Source organism: Streptomyces sp. NPDC001002 (assembly GCF_053599215.1).
Genome location: NZ_JBSFLV010000033.1, coordinates 32,776 through 48,480 on the forward strand (window position 1 = coordinate 32,776; position 15,705 = coordinate 48,480).

The window sequence follows — 15,705 nt, forward strand, 5'->3', positions numbered from 1 at the left end:
CAGGTCACGCCGCCGGACGCGGAGTCACCGCCGGTAGATGGTGATCGAATGACCGACCTCGTCGACCGCGCGACTGCTGTCGATCAGTTCGGCCAGCCGTCCGCGCGCCTTGGCCACCGACGAGTCCGACACCACCAGCAGCCCGTGCACCTCGGATTCCGGCACGTCACGCGGGTCGGCCGCGTCGATCCCGTAGTAGGACGGCACCCCACTGCCCTTGTAGACCAGCCAGATCCGCTCGCCCGCGTACCGCTCACGCAGCCGGTCGGCGAGCCGCCCCAGGTCCTGGCCCCAGTCCACGTTGGAGTCGTGCAGCCGCAGATGCGTCTTCGCCGGCCCGCCGAACGCCTCGTTGGAGTACGGCAGATAGTAGGGATACGTCCGCACCGAACTGACCGCGACGAACGCCACCAGCACCCCCGTCACCAGGGGCGCCCACCGCCACCGCACCGCGAGCACGCACCCTGCGGCCACCGCGAGGAACATCGGCACGAACACCGCGTACCGCGTCCCGAAGTCCCGCGACCCCGTCATGGCCGCGGCCAGCAGCACCGCGGCGGGCACGAGCACGTACGGCGCCGAGGGCTGCAGCCGCGGTACCGCGACCAGCACGACCGCCCCGGCGGCCCACAGCGCGAGCATGCCCAGCGGCGTCTTCACCAGCAGCGCGACCGGCAGGTAGTACCAGAGCGAGCCCGTGTACACATGCCCGAAGAGGAACCCCTGCCACGGGTAGGCCTCCATCCCGAACTGGAGCCGCATCCCGTCCTTGTACGACCCGGGCAGCGGCAGCAGATCCACCACCAGCCCCTTCAGCCCGTGCACGGCCGGGACCGGGTCCATGGACGACGCACGCAGCCGTGGATCCACCACGAGATACGACGCCCATACGACGGCCACGGCGACCCCCGCCACGACGGCCGCACCTGCGAGCGCCCGCAGCACCGCCTTGCGCCGGTCCACCGAACCGCCGTGCCACACCGACCACGCGGCCAGTGCCAACAGCACCGGCACGACCGGCAGCACGCTCATCTTCGTGGCCAGGCCCGCGCCGAGCGCGATCCCGGCCAACGGCACGTACAGGCGCGGCCGTTGGCGTGCCCGCCACAGCAGCCACGCGGACGTCAGCACGAACCCGGCCGCCGGCACATCGAGGGTGGCCAGCGAGCCGTGGGCGACGATGTCGGGGGAGAAGGCGTACAGGGCGAGAGCGGCCAACCCCGCGACGGCGCCCGCCAGTTCACGCGCGAAGGCGAACACGACGAGCCCGAACAGCAGCGTCAGCACCATCACCGGCAGCCGCGCCCAGAACATCAGCTGCCAGGGATCGTTGCCCGACTCGTACAGCAGATGCCGCCCGAACTCCCCTTGGTCGCCCTTGTAGTTGGTGTCCACGTGCGGGTCGGCGACCGCCACCCCGGCAGCGATCACCAGCTTGCCGAGCGGCGGGTGTTCGGGGTTGAAGCGGATGCGGTGCTCGTGGAGGTAGTCGGCGGCCGTGCCGACGTACACCGGCTCGTCGATGGTCGGTGTCTGCTGGACCGCGGTGGTCGCCATCGCGGCGGCCAACTGCCCGAGCAGCAGGACCACGAGGAGCGGCACCAGCCAACGCCTGGCCGGGAGCCGTGCGGGCGTCGTGGCCTTCGGCTCCGGCGGGGTGTCCGCGTCGTCGAGAGTCCCGGGTTCGAGCACCGAGTGCTGTTCCTGCGCCATCATCCGCCCCGCGGTGACACCGACCGCGAGGCGGCGGGAGTGATCCGGACCCTTCTCATGGGCCCTACCTTCGCATCAGCTCCCGCCACCGAGGGCGTTACCGCTTCAGGAGTCGTACCGACAGACCGTCCGTCGTGTAGACGGGTACGGCCCGCAGCCGGTCGGAGTTCAGCTCGACGCGGTCGAATTGTCCGCGCAGCGCCGATGCGGACAGGACGCGGACCGTGCTGCCCGCGGTCGGCGGCTTGTGCGTGTCCAGCCGCAGCGACAGCACGCTGCCCCGGCCGAGGGTCGCGCGCCGGGTGATCTCCAGGGCGGGCGAGTGGCCCGAGCGCAGCGGCAGCTCCAGCGTGGCCGACTCCTGCGCGTACTGGCCGTGCACCTGGACGGGCTCGCCCAGGCGCAGGGTGCCGCCGGTCACGCGTACGTCGCCGTGGCCCAGGGCGTGCGAAGAAGCGGTCGCCAGGACGCCGGCGGTCACCGTGGTGCCGCCCGTGTACTTGTTGTGGCCCGTCAGCGTCAGCGTCCCGGTGCCGCGCTTGGTCAGGCCGCCGTCGCCGTCGATGTCGTTGCGCCAGCTGTCGGCCGCGCCGAAGCCCCCGGCCGCCGCGTCCAGCGTGACGGTGACGTCGCAGTCGAAGGCGCCGTACCCGTCCGCCGCCGCGAACAGGTTGAGCCGGCCCCACTGCTCGAAGCCGTCCAGCAGCACGTACCCCGAGGGCAGCGCCGTCGTGCGCAGCACCTCGCGCCGCTGGGCCGCGTCCAGGTACGGCAGCCGCGTCTCCAGGAGCACCTCCGCGCCCTTCGGCACGGTCAGGGGCATGCTGCGGCCCTGGCGGGTCAGCACGTACGTGAACTTGGGCTCCACGACACGGGCGTTGGCCTCCCGGTCGGCGTACTTGTCGGTGTCGGTGCCGGCGGAGTGCGCGTAGGCGTACAGGGTGTCGGCGGTGGTGCCGGTCTTCGCCTCGAAGTAGGCCAGGGCCTGGGCGCGGGCCGCGCTCTTGAGGGCCGCGTTCGCCGGGTCGGCGAGGGTGGCGGCGGCGAGCGCGGTGGCCATGATGCGGCCGCCGATGACGTCGACCGTGTTGTGCATGCCGGCCACGATCCGGGTGTGGCTCAGCTCCAGGGTCCGGGTCACCAGTTCCTGGAAGCGCTCGGGCACGGCGTACGCGTAGGCCAGGCCCGCCAGGTGGAAGGCGTTGGTGTGGCCGCTCGGGTAGCCCGCGTCGTCCGTCGGGGAGGTGCTGCGCTGGCGGAGCAGCTGCGGGGCGACGACCACCTCGGAGTCGTACACGGGGAAGCCGAGCGCGTCGGTGGTGCCGGTGTCGACGACCTCGCTGTCCTCGTTCATGCGCCACGGACGCGGGTACTGGTAGGCGTACTTGCCGGGGTTGCCGGAGGCGTACGGGCCGCGCACGGTGTCGACCAGTTCGGCGACCTTGCCGAGCGCGGAGTCGTGCGAACCGGCGCCGAGCGCGGAGCCGGCGGGCGCGCCGGCCGGGACGGCGTCGTCGATCTTGGTGGCGGGCGTGCCGTCGGGCGCGCTGGTGATCGAAGTGACAGCCAGGGCACCGGACTTGTAGAGGTCGGCCAGCGGACCCAGGGCCGCGATCATCGCGTAACTCTGGTGCTGGCGGTCGTAGATGAAGGCTTCCTTCGCCTGGGCGTCCGTGCGCGTGCGGGTGATCTTCGCGCAGTAGCGCATGTTGGCGCGCAGGACCTCGGGCCGGAGCGGGGTGCCGGTGTTCCAGGCGCCGCCGGTCTTCCACACCTTCGCGAAGCCGCCGAGGATCCGCACGACCGCGTTGGTCTCGGGCGTCAGGTTCGCGATGACGTTGGTCTTGTAGTCGTCGACGAACGGCAGGGGCGCGGTCGCGGCCTTGGCGTCGGCGGCGGCCAGCCAGGTCACCAGGGTCGGCGCGGCCAGCGCTCCGGCCGAGACACCCAGCGAGCTCTTGAGGAACCCCCGCCGGTCGACGGCGAGTTGACCGATGGAGGGGGAGCGGTGCCCGACTGGTGACGGCATGCGTGTGCCTCTCTTGAGTTCTTCGGCCCTGCGGCCGGGAGGGAGATCGTGCGCGGGACGCGAGGGAACTGTGGGTCCGGCGCGTCCTGTTGGTGCCTGAGTGAAGATCTATGGCCGGGCGTTGTCCCGTCAGGGGTGGCCCGGCGACCGCGGCATGGCGGCTGCGTGAACGCGGTCCGACCGTGGTTCAGAGGATCGAACGCGCCAGCCGCACGGCGCCCTCGACCGGGGACACCCGCAACGGCTGCGGGCGTGCTCCGGGCACGGATTCCGCGAGGGCTGCGGCGAACGCCCCGTACAGCGAGGGCTGGGCGAGGACGGTGCTGCCCGCGACCACCACGTCGTCCACCGGGACCCCGCGCGCGGCGAGCCGGCCGACGAGCGCGGCGAGGGAGCGGCCGGCCTCGGCGATCACGGTTCGGGCGAGTGCGGAGCCCGCGTCGGCGGCGGCGAACACGAAGGGTGCGCGCCTGCCCCACTCGGCGGAGACGTCCTTGGCGCTCTCCAACGCGTCGCCCAGCGCCGGGACTTCGGCGACGCCGAACGCCTCGACGAGGCCGAGGGCCAGCGCGTCGGGTGCCTCGCCCCGGTCGTGGGCCGCCCACACGGCACGCGCGGCCTCCCGGACGAGACCGGCGGCGCCGCCCTCGTCGCCGAGCACCGCGCCCCAGCCCCCGACCTGAACGGGGGTGCCGTCGGGCAGTCGGCCCACGGCCACGGAACCGGTGCCGGCCACCAGGCCGACGCCCTTGTCCAGGCCCGCCGCGGGCACGAGGAGTTCGGCGTCGCCCACGACCAGCGCGGGCGCGTCGAAGTGGAGTTGCAGGGCGGTACGGATCTGCGCGCACTGGCGCGGGGTCTCGCAGGCGTGTCCGCCCAGAGCCAGGGCGGACGGACGCGCGCCGGTGGGCAGGGCGTCCACGACCAGGGCGGCGAGCCACGCGGCGGCGGCGACCGGATCGTGCGGCCGCCAGCCGCTGCTCGTCCGGACGTGATCGGCGACCTCGGCGTCCCCCGCGAAGGCGCGGAGGTGCGTCTTGGTGCCGCCCACGTCGATACCGACCACAAGAGGGTTCGAGGGGGGTGCGTCCTGCACGGACTCCTCTTTCATCGTTCCGCCGGCCCGGGGACGGTGGACGAACCGTGCCTGGCCGAAGAGGAATTGGAGAAGTAGGGAAGCCCCGGGACGGGCCTCGTGCGGATCACGGCAGGCGAGTACCGTGTACTTCGTTAGGAAGTTAACTAACGAAGTACAGTGCGTCAAGAGTCATCGCGAACTCGATCACTGGAACGACCTTCCGGGCCGCTGTGTGGCGGGGACGCGTGACGCAAGGTCGTCTCAACGCCGCATCCCGCGACACCCGGGGAGCGCGGCCCCTGACCCATGGGGGAACTGTGGAACACGTCGTGGCGGAGACCCCCCGCCTGACCGAGAGCGCGAGCGCGGTCTTCGCGGTGCTGGCGCAGGCCGGCAGCGCGACCCGGCCCCAGCTGGCGAGTCTGGCGGGGCTGTCCAAGCCGACGGTCTCCTCCGCCGTCGCCGAGCTGGAGGCCGTCCGGCTGGCCACCCACTCCGGCACCGCCTCCGGCGGCACCGGCCGCTCCGCCGCCGTATACGGCCTGGGGCCCGCCTCCGGCGCCGTGCTCGCCGTCGACCTCGGTCCCGCCCGGACCCTGGTGCGCGGCTGCGCCCTGGACGGCACCCTGCTCGCCGAGGCGACCGCCACCAGGGAGGACGCCGTCGACGCCGTGCGCGAGGCGCTGGCCGCCCTGCCCGCCGGCGCCCCGCTGCGCACCATCGTCGTGGCGGTCGGTGATGTGACCGCGCCGGACGGCGCCGGTGGCCGCATGCGGCCCGCGACCGCCAAGGCGGGGCCCGTCTTCGACGCCGTGTCGGTCGCGCTGCCGCCCGGAGTGCCGGTCCACCTGGAGAACAACGTCAACTGCGCCGCCCTCGCCGAGCTGCACGAGGGCGCCGCCCTGGGCCGGCGCACCTTCGGCTATCTGCGGATCGGCGTGGGTATCGGCCTCGGCATCGTCATCGGCGGCCAGGTGCTGCGCGGGGCCAACGGCGCGGCCGGTGAGCTCGCGCGGCTGCCCTACCCGTGGGACGACGACCGTGAGCCGCGCCAGGAGGCTCTGGAGGAGTACGTCGGCGCCCAGTCCCTGCTGAGACGGGCCGCGGCGGCCTGGCGGGACGCCGAGGGCCCGGTCCCGGACAGCGCCGACCAGCTCTTCGCCCTCGCCTCGGCGGGCCGGGAGACGGCTCGCGTCCTCGTCGACCGGCATGCCGCCGACGTGGGCCGGCTCGCCGCCGCCGTGGCCGCCGTACTGGACCCGGGGCTGATCGTGCTGGGTGGCAGCACCGGCGCGTATCCGCAGCTCCTGCCCGGTGTGCGGGCCGAGCTGGGTCGGCTGAGCTGGCCCACCGAGGTGGTCAGCAGCACGGTCGGGGACCGCGGCACGGTGGTCGGTGCGGCCCGGCTCGCGGTGGCCAGAGGAGTCCAAACCGTGACCGAAGCCGCGTGGGTGAAGGATTGACGGCCTCGGACTCGGTCTGCCAATGTCCGGACAAGCGCTTTCTAAGTCGGTCGGGACGCCGACTTGGGGTGAGCCTCCCAGCCCGTACACGACGTACGGCAACCGCACGAGGGCGTGCCCGTGCGGTGACGGCCAGGACGGCCGGGGATCTCTACCCCGCGTGGATGATGCGGCCGGGCGAGGCCGCGCCCCCGGAATGCGACTTTTCCAGCAAAATGCACCCGTGCCGCTCCAGTCGGCGCCGTGCTCCGTCCCTTACGACGAAATGGGATCCAAGATGACCACTGTGGGTGTGCGGCGCTCCCGCCGACTCGGCCGCGGCGGCATGCGCCGCCTGGTTCCTCTCGCTGCCGTAGCCACGGCAGGAGCCCTGTTGCTCTCCGCCTGCGGGTCGGGCTCCGGCTCGGGCGGGACCTCCAAGTCCCTGACGTTCTGGATCTCCACGGTTCCGGGGCAGGACGCGGGCTGGAAGAAGCTGGTGGCGCAGTACAAGAAGGAGCAGGGCGTCAGCGTCAAGCTCGTCAACGTCCCCTACGACGGCTACACCACGAAGCTGCACAACGCCGCGCAGGCGAACTCCCTGCCGGACGTGGCGGCCGTGCCGGCGCTGGACCCGATCTGGTCGAGCAAGCTGATCGACCTCAAGTCCATCTCCGACAACAAGACCAACAAGATCAACCAGAACTTCATCGCCAAGGACTCGTCCGGGAAGGTGCTGGCCATTCCCTCGGACATCACCGCGTCCGGGCTGTTCATCAACAAGTCGCTGTTCGAGAAGGCCGGCGTCTCCGTCCCGGCCTCGCCCGAGAAGACCTGGACCTGGACCGAGTTCATCGCGGCCGCCAACAAGGTCCGCGAGAAGACCGGCGCCAAGTACTCCCTGACGTTCGACCAGTCGCCCTCCCGACTCCGCGCCATGGTGTACGAGATGGGCGGGAAGTACGTCCACGCGGACTCCTCCGGCAAGTTCTCGGTGGACGCCGCCACCAAGAAGGCCGTGAACACCTTCGTCGGCTGGAACGACGACAAGGTCATGCCGAAGTCGGTGTGGACCAGCGGCGCCGACCCGTCGGCCATGTTCCAGAGCGGTGACGTGGTCGCCTACTGGTCCGGCGTGTGGCAGGTGGCCGCCTTCGCGGAGAGCATCAAGAAGTTCGAGTGGGCGAGCGTCCCGACCCCCGCCCAGCCGGTGCAGGCCAGTGACGTCAACAGCGGCGGCCTGATGGTGGGCTTCAACAACAACGGCGCCGCGGCCACCGCCGCCGAGAAGTTCATGTCCTGGGTGTACGAGCCGAAGAACTACACCGAGCTGGTCCAGGCCTCCGGCTTCCTCCCGGTCGAGAGCGGACTGAACCCGAAGTACCCCTTCACCTCCGACGCGGCACAGGCGGCGTTCAAGCTCTACAACGAGGAGATCCCGCTCTACGCCCCGATCTCGGGCTACTTCAACAGCGCGCAGACGAACTGGGTGCTGAAGGGCAAGAGCCTCACCGAGGACCCGACCAAGACGGAGCTCGGCAAGGCGATCAACGGCCAGCAGTCGGCCGACAAGGCCCTGCAGAACATCGTGGACGGCTACAACACGGCGGTCGGCGGCTGATCGTGGGCCAGCTGCCGGGCGGCGGGGTCCAGCCACCGCCGCCCGGCCCCGGGCGCCCGCTCGATGCCGGGCTCACGGCGTGAGCCGACAGCAATCCAATCCACCAGCACGGAGTCAGGAAGATGACAAAACGCGCCTCGGACGTGTCCGGGAGCCCGCCCAGGCGACGCAACACCTACACCGTCGCGCCGCTCGTCCTCATCGCGGCCAACGTCGTGCTCTTCGCACTGTTCTTCGTGTGGCCGGCGGTGATCGGGCTCGTCTACTCCTTCACCAACTACACAGGCGTGGGGGCGTTCCAGTTCATCGGACTGGACAACTACCAGAACCTGTTCGGGGACTCCACCTTCTACGACGCGCTGTTCCGGACGCTGCTCTACACCGTGCTCGTCGTCCCGCTGAACTTCGTGCTCTCGCTCCTCATCGCCAACCTGGTGGTGAGCAAGCAGGCCAAGGGCGCGTCGGTCGCCCGTGTCCTCTTCTTCATCCCGTGGCTCATCTCGCCCATCGTCGTGGGTGTCCTGTGGCGGTGGCTGTTCGGTGAGAACTTCGGCCTGATCAACTACGTCATCGAGAAGCTCGGCGGGAACGCGATCGCCTGGCAGTCGAACGCGGACCTGTCCCTGGGCGTGGTCGTGATGGCGGGCGCCTGGTGGGGAACGGCCTTCTCGATGCTGCTGTTCATCGCGGCGATCAAGAACGTGCCCACCTCGTACTACGAGGCCGCCTCGCTCGACGGCGCCGGTCCCTGGCGCCAGTTCATCAGCATCACGCTGCCGAGCATCGCGCCCACCTCGTTCATCGTGATCCTGCTCAACACGATCAACGCGATGAAGGAGTACCCGCTGTTCGTCTCCCTCAACAACGGCGGACCCGGCACCTCGAACAACCTGCTTGTCCAGTACATCTATCAGACCGGATTCAACCGGGGCCAGATCGGCTACGCGAGCGCCGCGTCCTTCGTGCTCATGCTCATCCTGATGGCCGTCGCGATCATCCAGCTGATCGCCAACCGGCGGATGGAGAACCGATGACAACCACAGACACGCCGCGTCCGGTCGACTCCGGTCCCGGGCGGACCGCTGCCAAGAAGCGGTCCCGCGGTGCGCGCAGTGGTGGGCTCCGGCAGGCGGTACCCGCGACGACACTGCTGTGGATCCTGGCCGCCATCTACGGGCTGCCGGTGCTGTGGTTCGTCCTCAGCTCCTTCAAGCCGGCCGGCGACCTGTTCTCCCTGCCGCTGACCGTGCTTCCGCACAACCCCACCCTGTCCGGCTACAAGGCCGCGTGGGACAGCGCCAACTTCTCCCAGTACTTCATCAACACGGCCATCGTGTGCGTGATCACGACGATCCTCACGGTGGGCGTCAGCTGCTGCACCGGCTACGCGCTGGCCAAGTACAACAACAAGTGGCTGAAGTTCTTCTTCATCTGCATCCTGGCCACCACGATGCTGCCGTCCGAGGTCATGCTCGCCCCCGAGTTCCTGGTCGTCCGCGACCTCGGCCTCTACAACTCCTTCGGCGGCATCATCCTCCCGGCCGTGCTCACCGCGACCGGCTGCTTCATGTTCCGCCAGTTCTTCCTGACGGTCCCCGACGAACTCGTCGAGGCCGCCCGCATCGACGGCGCGCGTGAACTGTCGATCTTCCTGCGGATCATGGTGCCGATCTCCCGGCCCATCATGCTGACCCTCGCCATCCTGTCGTTCCAGTGGCGTTGGAACGACTACATCTGGCCGCTGCTGATGCTCAACGACCCCAACAAGTTCACCGTGCAGATCGGCATCCAGAGCCTCGTCGGCGCGCAGAACATCAACTGGTCGGTGCTGCTCGGCGGTTCGGTCATCTCCATGATCCCGCTGATCCTCGTCTTCCTGGTGTTCCAGCGGTACGTCATGAGCGCCGACATCAACGCCGGACTGAAGGACTGACCCGACCGTGCCCACCCCGCTCGACCACGAGTTCGTCCGCGCGGCGGCCGGCGCCGCCGACGGGCTGGCCGCCCCGCTGGCGGTCGGCCCCGACAAGGAGCCGACCGGTGTCACCCACCGCGCTCTGGCACGCCGGGTCAAGACCCTGGTCGCGGCGTACCGTTCCCCGGACTCGGCACTGCACGGCAGCGAGCAGGCCGTCACCGCCGCGCTGACCCACCTCGCCGCCCTGCGGGCCGCGCAGACCGCCACCGGCCTCTTCGCCGGCGGCGACAACGTGCAGTCACCGCCGGACTCCGCGTTCACGGTCAACGACGTGTGCGACGCGCACGTCCTCGCCGCGGGCGCGGGTCCGGAACTGCGCAAGGTCACCGCCGCTCTCGCGGAGATCGCGGGCGCGGCGGCCGAGAGCCTCCGGGCGGGCGGGGTGCACACGCCGAACCACCGCTGGGAACTGAGCGCGGCGCTGGCCCGCCTGCACCGGTCGTTCCCGGACGACCGGCTGCTCGACCGCGTCGAGGAGTGGCTCGCCGAGGGCGTCGACATCGACGCGGAGGGCCTGTACTCGGAGCGGAGCGCCGTCTACGCCTCCCACGTGTCCAACCCGTCGCTGCTGCTCCTGGCCGACGTCCTCGACCGCCCCGACCTGCGGGACGCCGTCGAACGCAACCTCACGGCGACCCTGGACCTCATCAGACCGGACGGCACGGTGGAGACCGTCCACTCGCGGCGGCAGGACCAGAGGCATACGTTCCCGCTGGCGCACTACCTGGCCCACTACCGGCTGCTGGCGATCCGCACCGGCCGGGGCGACCTCGCCCGAGCGGCGCATCGCGCGGCGGCCGACGGCATCGACGACCCCAACCTGCTCGCCGAGACCGTCCTCACCCCCGACCTGTGCCGCCCGCTGCCGACACCGGAGCCGGAACCCCTTTCCCGCGACCGGTACTTCACCACGGCACGCCTCGCCTCCCGTGCCTCCGCCACCGCGCACAGCGTCCTGTACGGCGGCTCGGACGTGCCCGAACACCGGCGCATCCGCTCGGGCCTGGCCTGCAATCCCACCTTCCTGCGCCTGTTCGCGGGCGACGCCGTCCTCGACGCGGTCCGCCTCTCCCGGGGCTTCTTCGACCTCGGCCCGTTCCGCGCCGCCGGCATGCACCAACTGGCCGACAACCGCTACCGGCTCACCGAGACCCTCGCGGCCGCCTACTACCAACCGCTCCCGCCGGACTGGCGATGCGACGACGGTGCCTACCGCCTCGCGGACGAGGGACGTTTCTCGGCCGCGATGGCCTTCGCCGACCGGCCTCGGGACGAGGTCTCCCAGACGACCCGCGTCGAAGTGGAGCTGCGGGAGGACGGTGCCGACCTGCGCATCGACATCAGCGGCCCACGCGTGCCCTGGGCCCTCGAACTGACCTTCCGGCCAGGGGGAGTTGCGGAGGGGGCCGTACCGATCGGCGACGGACGCTGGTGCCTTGCTTCGGGACCGATGACCTACCGGGTCGGCGACGACGAGATCCGCGTCGAGGTCGCCGTCGAGGCGGGCGAACCCCTCGCCGGACCGGACCGCGGCGACGTACTACGGTACGACCCGGGGCAGGACTACACCGTGGCGGGCGGCACCGACGCGACGACCGGGAACCGCGTCTACCTCGGTGGAAACGGCCCGCAGACCCTGAGCCTCGCACTGCGCGCCCACCGCCCCGCACCCGTCTTCTGACCCCGACGACCCACGCGATGGCCACCTCAGGCATGAAGGGCTGACCCACCCGTGCACCTCCTCCACCAGCGCGGCCCGTTGCACGACCTCCCGGACACTCCGGAGGCCTACGACGCCGTCCTCGCCGACGTCGTCGAGCAGGCCCTGCGGCGCATCACGCCGGAGGGCAATCTCGAACACCCCGACGCGCTCGACGACATCGGGGACACCTCGCTCGGGATCACCTCGCTGCTGGCCTTCGCCTGGCAGCGCGGCAAGGACCCACGGCTGCCCGAGGCGGTACTGCGCAGCCTCGCCTTCCACCTCCAGGAGCGCGTCTACACCGAGGACAACCCCGGCTACCCGAACCTGAAGGTCCGCAACTCCGGCCTCCCGTACGCCCGTTACGTCCTGGAGACGGGCGGCCACCCCATCGGCGACTGGCCGAGCACGACGTGGGCGCTGCTCCAGACGCTCAACATCCTGGACGCGACGGACGGACTCGTCGACGACGAACAGCGCACCGCACTGGTCGAGTTGGCGCACGGATACTGGCGCTGGCTCACCGAGGCGACCTTCTTCAACCCGCAGGAAGCCGGCAACCAGGCCATCGGCTGCGTGGTCGGCGGTCTGATGCTGGCCCAGCATCTCCCGCCAGCAGAAGGAGAGTTGGTGCGCGAACGCGCGCTGGCCATCTACGCCGACGAGATCCGCGCCCACCGCGTGAGCGACCGTGGCGCACTCCTCCCGCCCGAGCACGGCGGAGCGTACGACAACAACTACGGCCCCATCTCCCTGTCGTTCCTCGCCAAGGCCCACATCGTCAGCGGCGAGGACGTCTTCGCGGAGGACGGCGAGGCGCTGGCCTGCTACATCGACGCACGCCTCACGGGCGGCGGCTTCGACAACGGCGGCCCCCGCTACAGCGAACAGCACTCCGGCTTCGAGTCGGTCCTCGGCCTGCGCTACTTCGGCAGCCGTATCGGCTCGGACATCGGCCGCTACCGGGGCGACACCCGCTGGGGCCGGCACGCGGTCAAGCCGGACGGGGGAGTGGACGGTCACTTCGCCTGGATGCTGGTGTGGCAGATCCAGGACACTACGCGCTGGCACCGGACACCCTCGACGGGACCGGCCCGCCATCAACTCCGCGCCGGCGCCGTGTCGGTGGCCTTCGACAGCAAGATGACCCCGTCACTGGTCGAGGCCGCCGGCACGTACTACCTGCCCGCGGCGGTCAACCGGCAGCACGGCTTCGGCCCGGTGCTCGACGGATTCCTGTTCAGCCGCCCGATGGGCGAGGTACGGGTCCGGGACGTGCGCGCCGACGGACTGACCGCCAAGCTGGTCACCAAGCCGGTCGTCGGCCGCGACCATGTCCTGCGGCACGTCCGCTCGCTGTACGTCACCGACGGCCGGGCCCTGTGGACGACGGTCGCCGTGGAACGCCTGCCCGGCACCCCGTACCTGCTGGCAGGGCTGCCCTACGCCGCGGACGACGGCGACCGGGTGCGCAGGACCGCGGACGCGAAGGTGACGTCGGCCGGTGAACTGCGCCTGACCCACCCGGAGTCGGAGGGTGTCGACCACTTCGACGCCCGCGCGGAACTGACCCAGGAGCTGGCGGCCTTCGCGTTGGCCGCCGACCCGCGCGGCTACGGGAACCCTGACGAGGGCTGGCGGCACCTGGTGTCCTCCAGCGCTGTGGAGGCGGAGCCGGCCCCCGGAGCGCCTGAGGACCTGCACGTGTTCGCCGTGCGCTACGGCGGCGACGGTCCGTTCGTGCCCGCCTTCGAGCTGAGCGACAACGGCCTGATCGTGCGCACCGAGGCCTTCACCGCGGTGATCGGCGACCCGACGGGTGACGCCGGAGCCGAGCCGGAGCTGACCCTGCGCGCCTGAGCGCCCTCAACCGCCTGCCCGCGCCGCCGAGTCGATCTCCGGCGCGGGCAGCGCATCGACCGGGACGATCAGGTCGGCCCGGTGCCGGGTCGTCGCCACCAGGTCGGCGTTGCGCTGGTCCGTGCTCAGCACCCAGGCCACCGCCGACTCGTGGTCCTTGCCGAACTCCTCGTGCCGGGCGACCAGTCGACGGATCCGCTCCTGCTCGGCCAGTTCGCAGAACCACACCTCGTCCAGCGCGGCGCGCACCCGTACCCACGAACCGGCGTCCACCAACAGGTAGTTGCCCTCCGTGACGACGAGCCGGATGCCAGGCTCCACCGGGATCGCCCCCGCGATCGGCTGCTCCAGCACGCGCTCGAAACCGGGTGCGTACACGATCTCGTCCGTCTCCTCGCGCAGCCGCCGCAGCAGCGCCGCGTACCCCGCCGCGTCGAAGGTGTCGGGGGCGCCCTTGCGGTCGCGGCGGCCGAGGCGGTCCAGTTCGACGTCCGCCAGATGGAAGCCGTCCATCGGGACGTGCGCGGCCCAGGGCTCGCCGGTGCCGTTGAGTTCCCGTACGAGACGCTCGGCCAGCGTCGTCTTGCCGGCACCCGGGCTGCCGGCGATGCCGAGGATCGCGCGGGGCGGGCCGTCCGGGAGCAGGGCGCGGGCACGGACGAGGAGGTCGTCGAACGTCAGCGGCACAGGGCCGAGTGTGACACTCGAAGAGATCGAACTGCTCGAACAGATCGGGGAGTGACGAGCCCCTGCCAGGGGAGTCGCTCCCGTAGAGGAAAGGAGCGCCCGCCATGCCCGACGACGAGGCGCGGATCCGTGCCCTGATCATCCGGTGGGCCGACGCGGTCCACCGCGGCGACCTGGCCGCCGTACTCGCCGATCACGCGGAGGACCTCGTCATGTACGACGTGCCACCGCCGTACGAAGGGCTGCACGGGCTCGCCGCCTACGGTGCGGCCTGGCCGCCGTTCTTCGCCTGGCAGGCGCAGGGTGCCTGCTTCGAGATCGACACCCTCGACGTCACGGCGGACACCGACGTCGCCTACGCCCATGCCCTGCTGCGCTGCGGCACCCCCGACGAACTCGCCCACCACCCCACCATGCGGCTGCGGCTCACGCTCGGCCTGCGCAAGGACGACGGCCGCTGGGTGGTCGCCCATGAGCACCACTCGTTCCCGCACGACTGACCGGTCATCCGCCCGGCGGTACCTCATGACGTCCCCGTATTGGATATGGGTTAGTTTGTCCGTGTTTTCGTGACTTTTCCCGCGCTCTCGGCTGTGGCCCGACGAACCGGGGGCGACGGGGAGGGGCGCATGGCCGACAGCACGCACGCCGCCCTCGCCGCACCCACCCGCCGACGGGTGTACTGGCAGTCGGTGCTCGCCCTCGCACTGCTGGTCTGCGCCACTTGTCTGGCCCTGCCGCACTGGCCCGCGGTCGTCACCGGAGCGGGCCGGCTGGCCGTCGCCGACGAGGGCTGGTTGCTGGTGGGGGCCGGTGCCGCCGCGGCCACCTGGGCGTGTGCGGCGCTGGCCCAGCAGGGCGCGGTGCGGGAGCGGCTACCCGGTGGCCGGTTGGTGGCCGCGCAGTTCGCCGCCACCGCCGCCAATCACCTGTTGCCGGCGGGACTGGGCGCCGGCGCGGTGAACCTGCGCTTCCTCATGCGCTGCGGCCTGTCCGCCGGGCGCTCCGCCACCGCCCTGGCCGTCAAGACGACCGCGGCAGGCGCCGTCCGCTGCGCCCTGATCGCCGTACTCGCCCTCGCCTGTCCCGGAGTCCTGCGGCTGCCGCCCGTCCCCGGCTGGCTGGTGGCCCTCGTGCCCGCCGTGGCCGCGGTGGCGGTCGTCCTGGTCGGCTGCCCGCTGTGGCCACGCTGCCGCAAGGTCCTCACGGCGGTGCTCGCGGACATCCGGGCCGTGCACGCGCGGCCGCATCGGGCCGCCGCACTGTGGGGCGGTTCGCTGGCGTTCGCCGCGCTGCACTCCCTCGTCCTGATCGCCGTCACCCGGGCCGTGGAACTGCCCCTGGCCCCGGCCAGGGTGGCGCTGCTCTACCTCGCCGCCAGCAGTGCGGCGGCGCTGCTGCCCACCCCCGGCGGGCTCGGCTCCCTCGACGCTGCTCTGGCCTTCGCGCTCACGGCGGCCGGGGCGCCTGTGGCCGCGGCCGCCTCCGTCGTGCTCGGCTACCGGCTGCTGACCGTGTGGCTGCCGCTGCTGCCGGGACTCGCGGTGCTCGGGGTGCTCGTCCGCCGCAAGGCGCTGTGAGCGGCCCCGCGTTTT

At 71.4% G+C, this 15,705-nt stretch carries 12 protein-coding genes; 8 read left to right on the top strand and 4 right to left on the bottom strand.

From position 1 onward, the window contains the following. Positions 1–24 precede the first annotated feature (24 nt). The 3 genes from ACWDR3_RS17340 to ACWDR3_RS17350 form a co-directional block, all read right to left on the bottom strand. A complete protein-coding gene (locus ACWDR3_RS17340; RefSeq protein WP_450353337.1) occupies positions 25–1,716 on the bottom strand; it encodes an ArnT family glycosyltransferase in 1,692 nt (563 codons plus the stop codon). 94 nt (positions 1,717–1,810) lie between these two features. After that, complete coding sequence (locus ACWDR3_RS17345; RefSeq protein WP_450353338.1) at positions 1,811–3,742, bottom strand: phosphatase PAP2 family protein; 1,932 nt, start codon at positions 3,740–3,742, stop codon at positions 1,811–1,813. Between the two features lie 187 nt (positions 3,743–3,929). Next, positions 3,930–4,853 carry an N-acetylglucosamine kinase gene (locus tag ACWDR3_RS17350; RefSeq protein WP_450353339.1) on the bottom strand — a complete coding sequence of 308 codons (924 nt, stop codon included), beginning with the start codon at positions 4,851–4,853 and terminating at the stop codon, positions 3,930–3,932. 296 nt (positions 4,854–5,149) lie between these two features. Between ACWDR3_RS17350 and ACWDR3_RS17355 the strand changes: the two genes are divergently transcribed. The 6 genes from ACWDR3_RS17355 to ACWDR3_RS17380 all read left to right on the top strand — a co-directional run bounded on the left by ACWDR3_RS17355 (position 5,150) and on the right by ACWDR3_RS17380 (position 13,423). After that, on the top strand, positions 5,150–6,283 hold the full coding sequence (locus ACWDR3_RS17355; RefSeq protein ID WP_450353341.1) for an ROK family transcriptional regulator: 1,134 nt from the start codon (positions 5,150–5,152) through the stop codon (positions 6,281–6,283). A 277-nt stretch (positions 6,284–6,560) separates the two neighbouring features. Beyond that, positions 6,561–7,883, top strand: coding sequence for an ABC transporter substrate-binding protein (locus ACWDR3_RS17360; RefSeq protein ID WP_450353342.1), 1,323 nt, complete (start codon positions 6,561–6,563; stop codon positions 7,881–7,883). Between the two features lie 122 nt (positions 7,884–8,005). Beyond that, positions 8,006–8,917: a carbohydrate ABC transporter permease gene (locus ACWDR3_RS17365; protein ID WP_450353343.1), complete on the top strand. Its 912-nt coding sequence runs from the start codon at positions 8,006–8,008 to the stop codon at positions 8,915–8,917. Beyond that, on the top strand, positions 8,914–9,816 hold the full coding sequence (locus ACWDR3_RS17370; RefSeq protein ID WP_450353344.1) for a carbohydrate ABC transporter permease: 903 nt from the start codon (positions 8,914–8,916) through the stop codon (positions 9,814–9,816). Before ACWDR3_RS17365 ends, ACWDR3_RS17370 begins: the two co-directional genes overlap by 4 nt. A 7-nt stretch (positions 9,817–9,823) precedes the next feature. Next, positions 9,824–11,542: a hypothetical protein gene (locus ACWDR3_RS17375; RefSeq protein ID WP_450353345.1), complete on the top strand. Its 1,719-nt coding sequence runs from the start codon at positions 9,824–9,826 to the stop codon at positions 11,540–11,542. Between the two features lie 51 nt (positions 11,543–11,593). Further along, the gene (locus tag ACWDR3_RS17380; RefSeq protein WP_450353346.1) at positions 11,594–13,423 is read left to right on the top strand and encodes a hypothetical protein; all 1,830 of its coding nucleotides are present in this window, start codon (positions 11,594–11,596) and stop codon (positions 13,421–13,423) included. Between the two features lie 6 nt (positions 13,424–13,429). On the opposite strand, the gene ACWDR3_RS17385 is transcribed toward ACWDR3_RS17380, so the two are convergent. Next, the gene (locus ACWDR3_RS17385) at positions 13,430–14,110 is read right to left on the bottom strand and encodes a nucleoside/nucleotide kinase family protein (RefSeq protein ID WP_450353347.1); all 681 of its coding nucleotides are present in this window, start codon (positions 14,108–14,110) and stop codon (positions 13,430–13,432) included. A gap of 104 nt (positions 14,111–14,214) precedes the next feature. Here ACWDR3_RS17385 and ACWDR3_RS17390 point away from each other — a divergent pair, with 104 nt between their 5' ends. After that, positions 14,215–14,610, top strand: a complete 396-nt coding sequence (locus tag ACWDR3_RS17390) for a YybH family protein (protein WP_450353348.1) — start codon at positions 14,215–14,217, stop codon at positions 14,608–14,610. A 129-nt stretch (positions 14,611–14,739) separates the two neighbouring features. Further along, positions 14,740–15,690, top strand: coding sequence for a lysylphosphatidylglycerol synthase domain-containing protein (locus ACWDR3_RS17395; RefSeq protein WP_450353349.1), 951 nt, complete (start codon positions 14,740–14,742; stop codon positions 15,688–15,690). The last annotated feature ends 15 nt before the right edge of the window (positions 15,691–15,705 follow it).

What these genes read in the sequence shown, in the direction of transcription:
- ACWDR3_RS17340 (WP_450353337.1), bottom strand. Translation starts at nt 1,716, where the DNA reads ATGATGGCGCAGGAACAGCACTCGGTGCTCGAACCCGGGACTCTCGAC.
- ACWDR3_RS17345 (WP_450353338.1), bottom strand. Translation starts at nt 3,742, where the DNA reads ATGCCGTCACCAGTCGGGCACCGCTCCCCCTCCATCGGTCAACTCGCC.
- ACWDR3_RS17350 (WP_450353339.1), bottom strand. Translation starts at nt 4,853, where the DNA reads ATGAAAGAGGAGTCCGTGCAGGACGCACCCCCCTCGAACCCTCTTGTG.
- ACWDR3_RS17360 (WP_450353342.1), top strand. Translation starts at nt 6,561, where the DNA reads ATGACCACTGTGGGTGTGCGGCGCTCCCGCCGACTCGGCCGCGGCGGC.
- ACWDR3_RS17365 (WP_450353343.1), top strand. Translation starts at nt 8,006, where the DNA reads ATGACAAAACGCGCCTCGGACGTGTCCGGGAGCCCGCCCAGGCGACGC.
- ACWDR3_RS17370 (WP_450353344.1), top strand. Translation starts at nt 8,914, where the DNA reads ATGACAACCACAGACACGCCGCGTCCGGTCGACTCCGGTCCCGGGCGG.
- ACWDR3_RS17390 (WP_450353348.1), top strand. Translation starts at nt 14,215, where the DNA reads ATGCCCGACGACGAGGCGCGGATCCGTGCCCTGATCATCCGGTGGGCC.
- ACWDR3_RS17395 (WP_450353349.1), top strand. Translation starts at nt 14,740, where the DNA reads ATGGCCGACAGCACGCACGCCGCCCTCGCCGCACCCACCCGCCGACGG.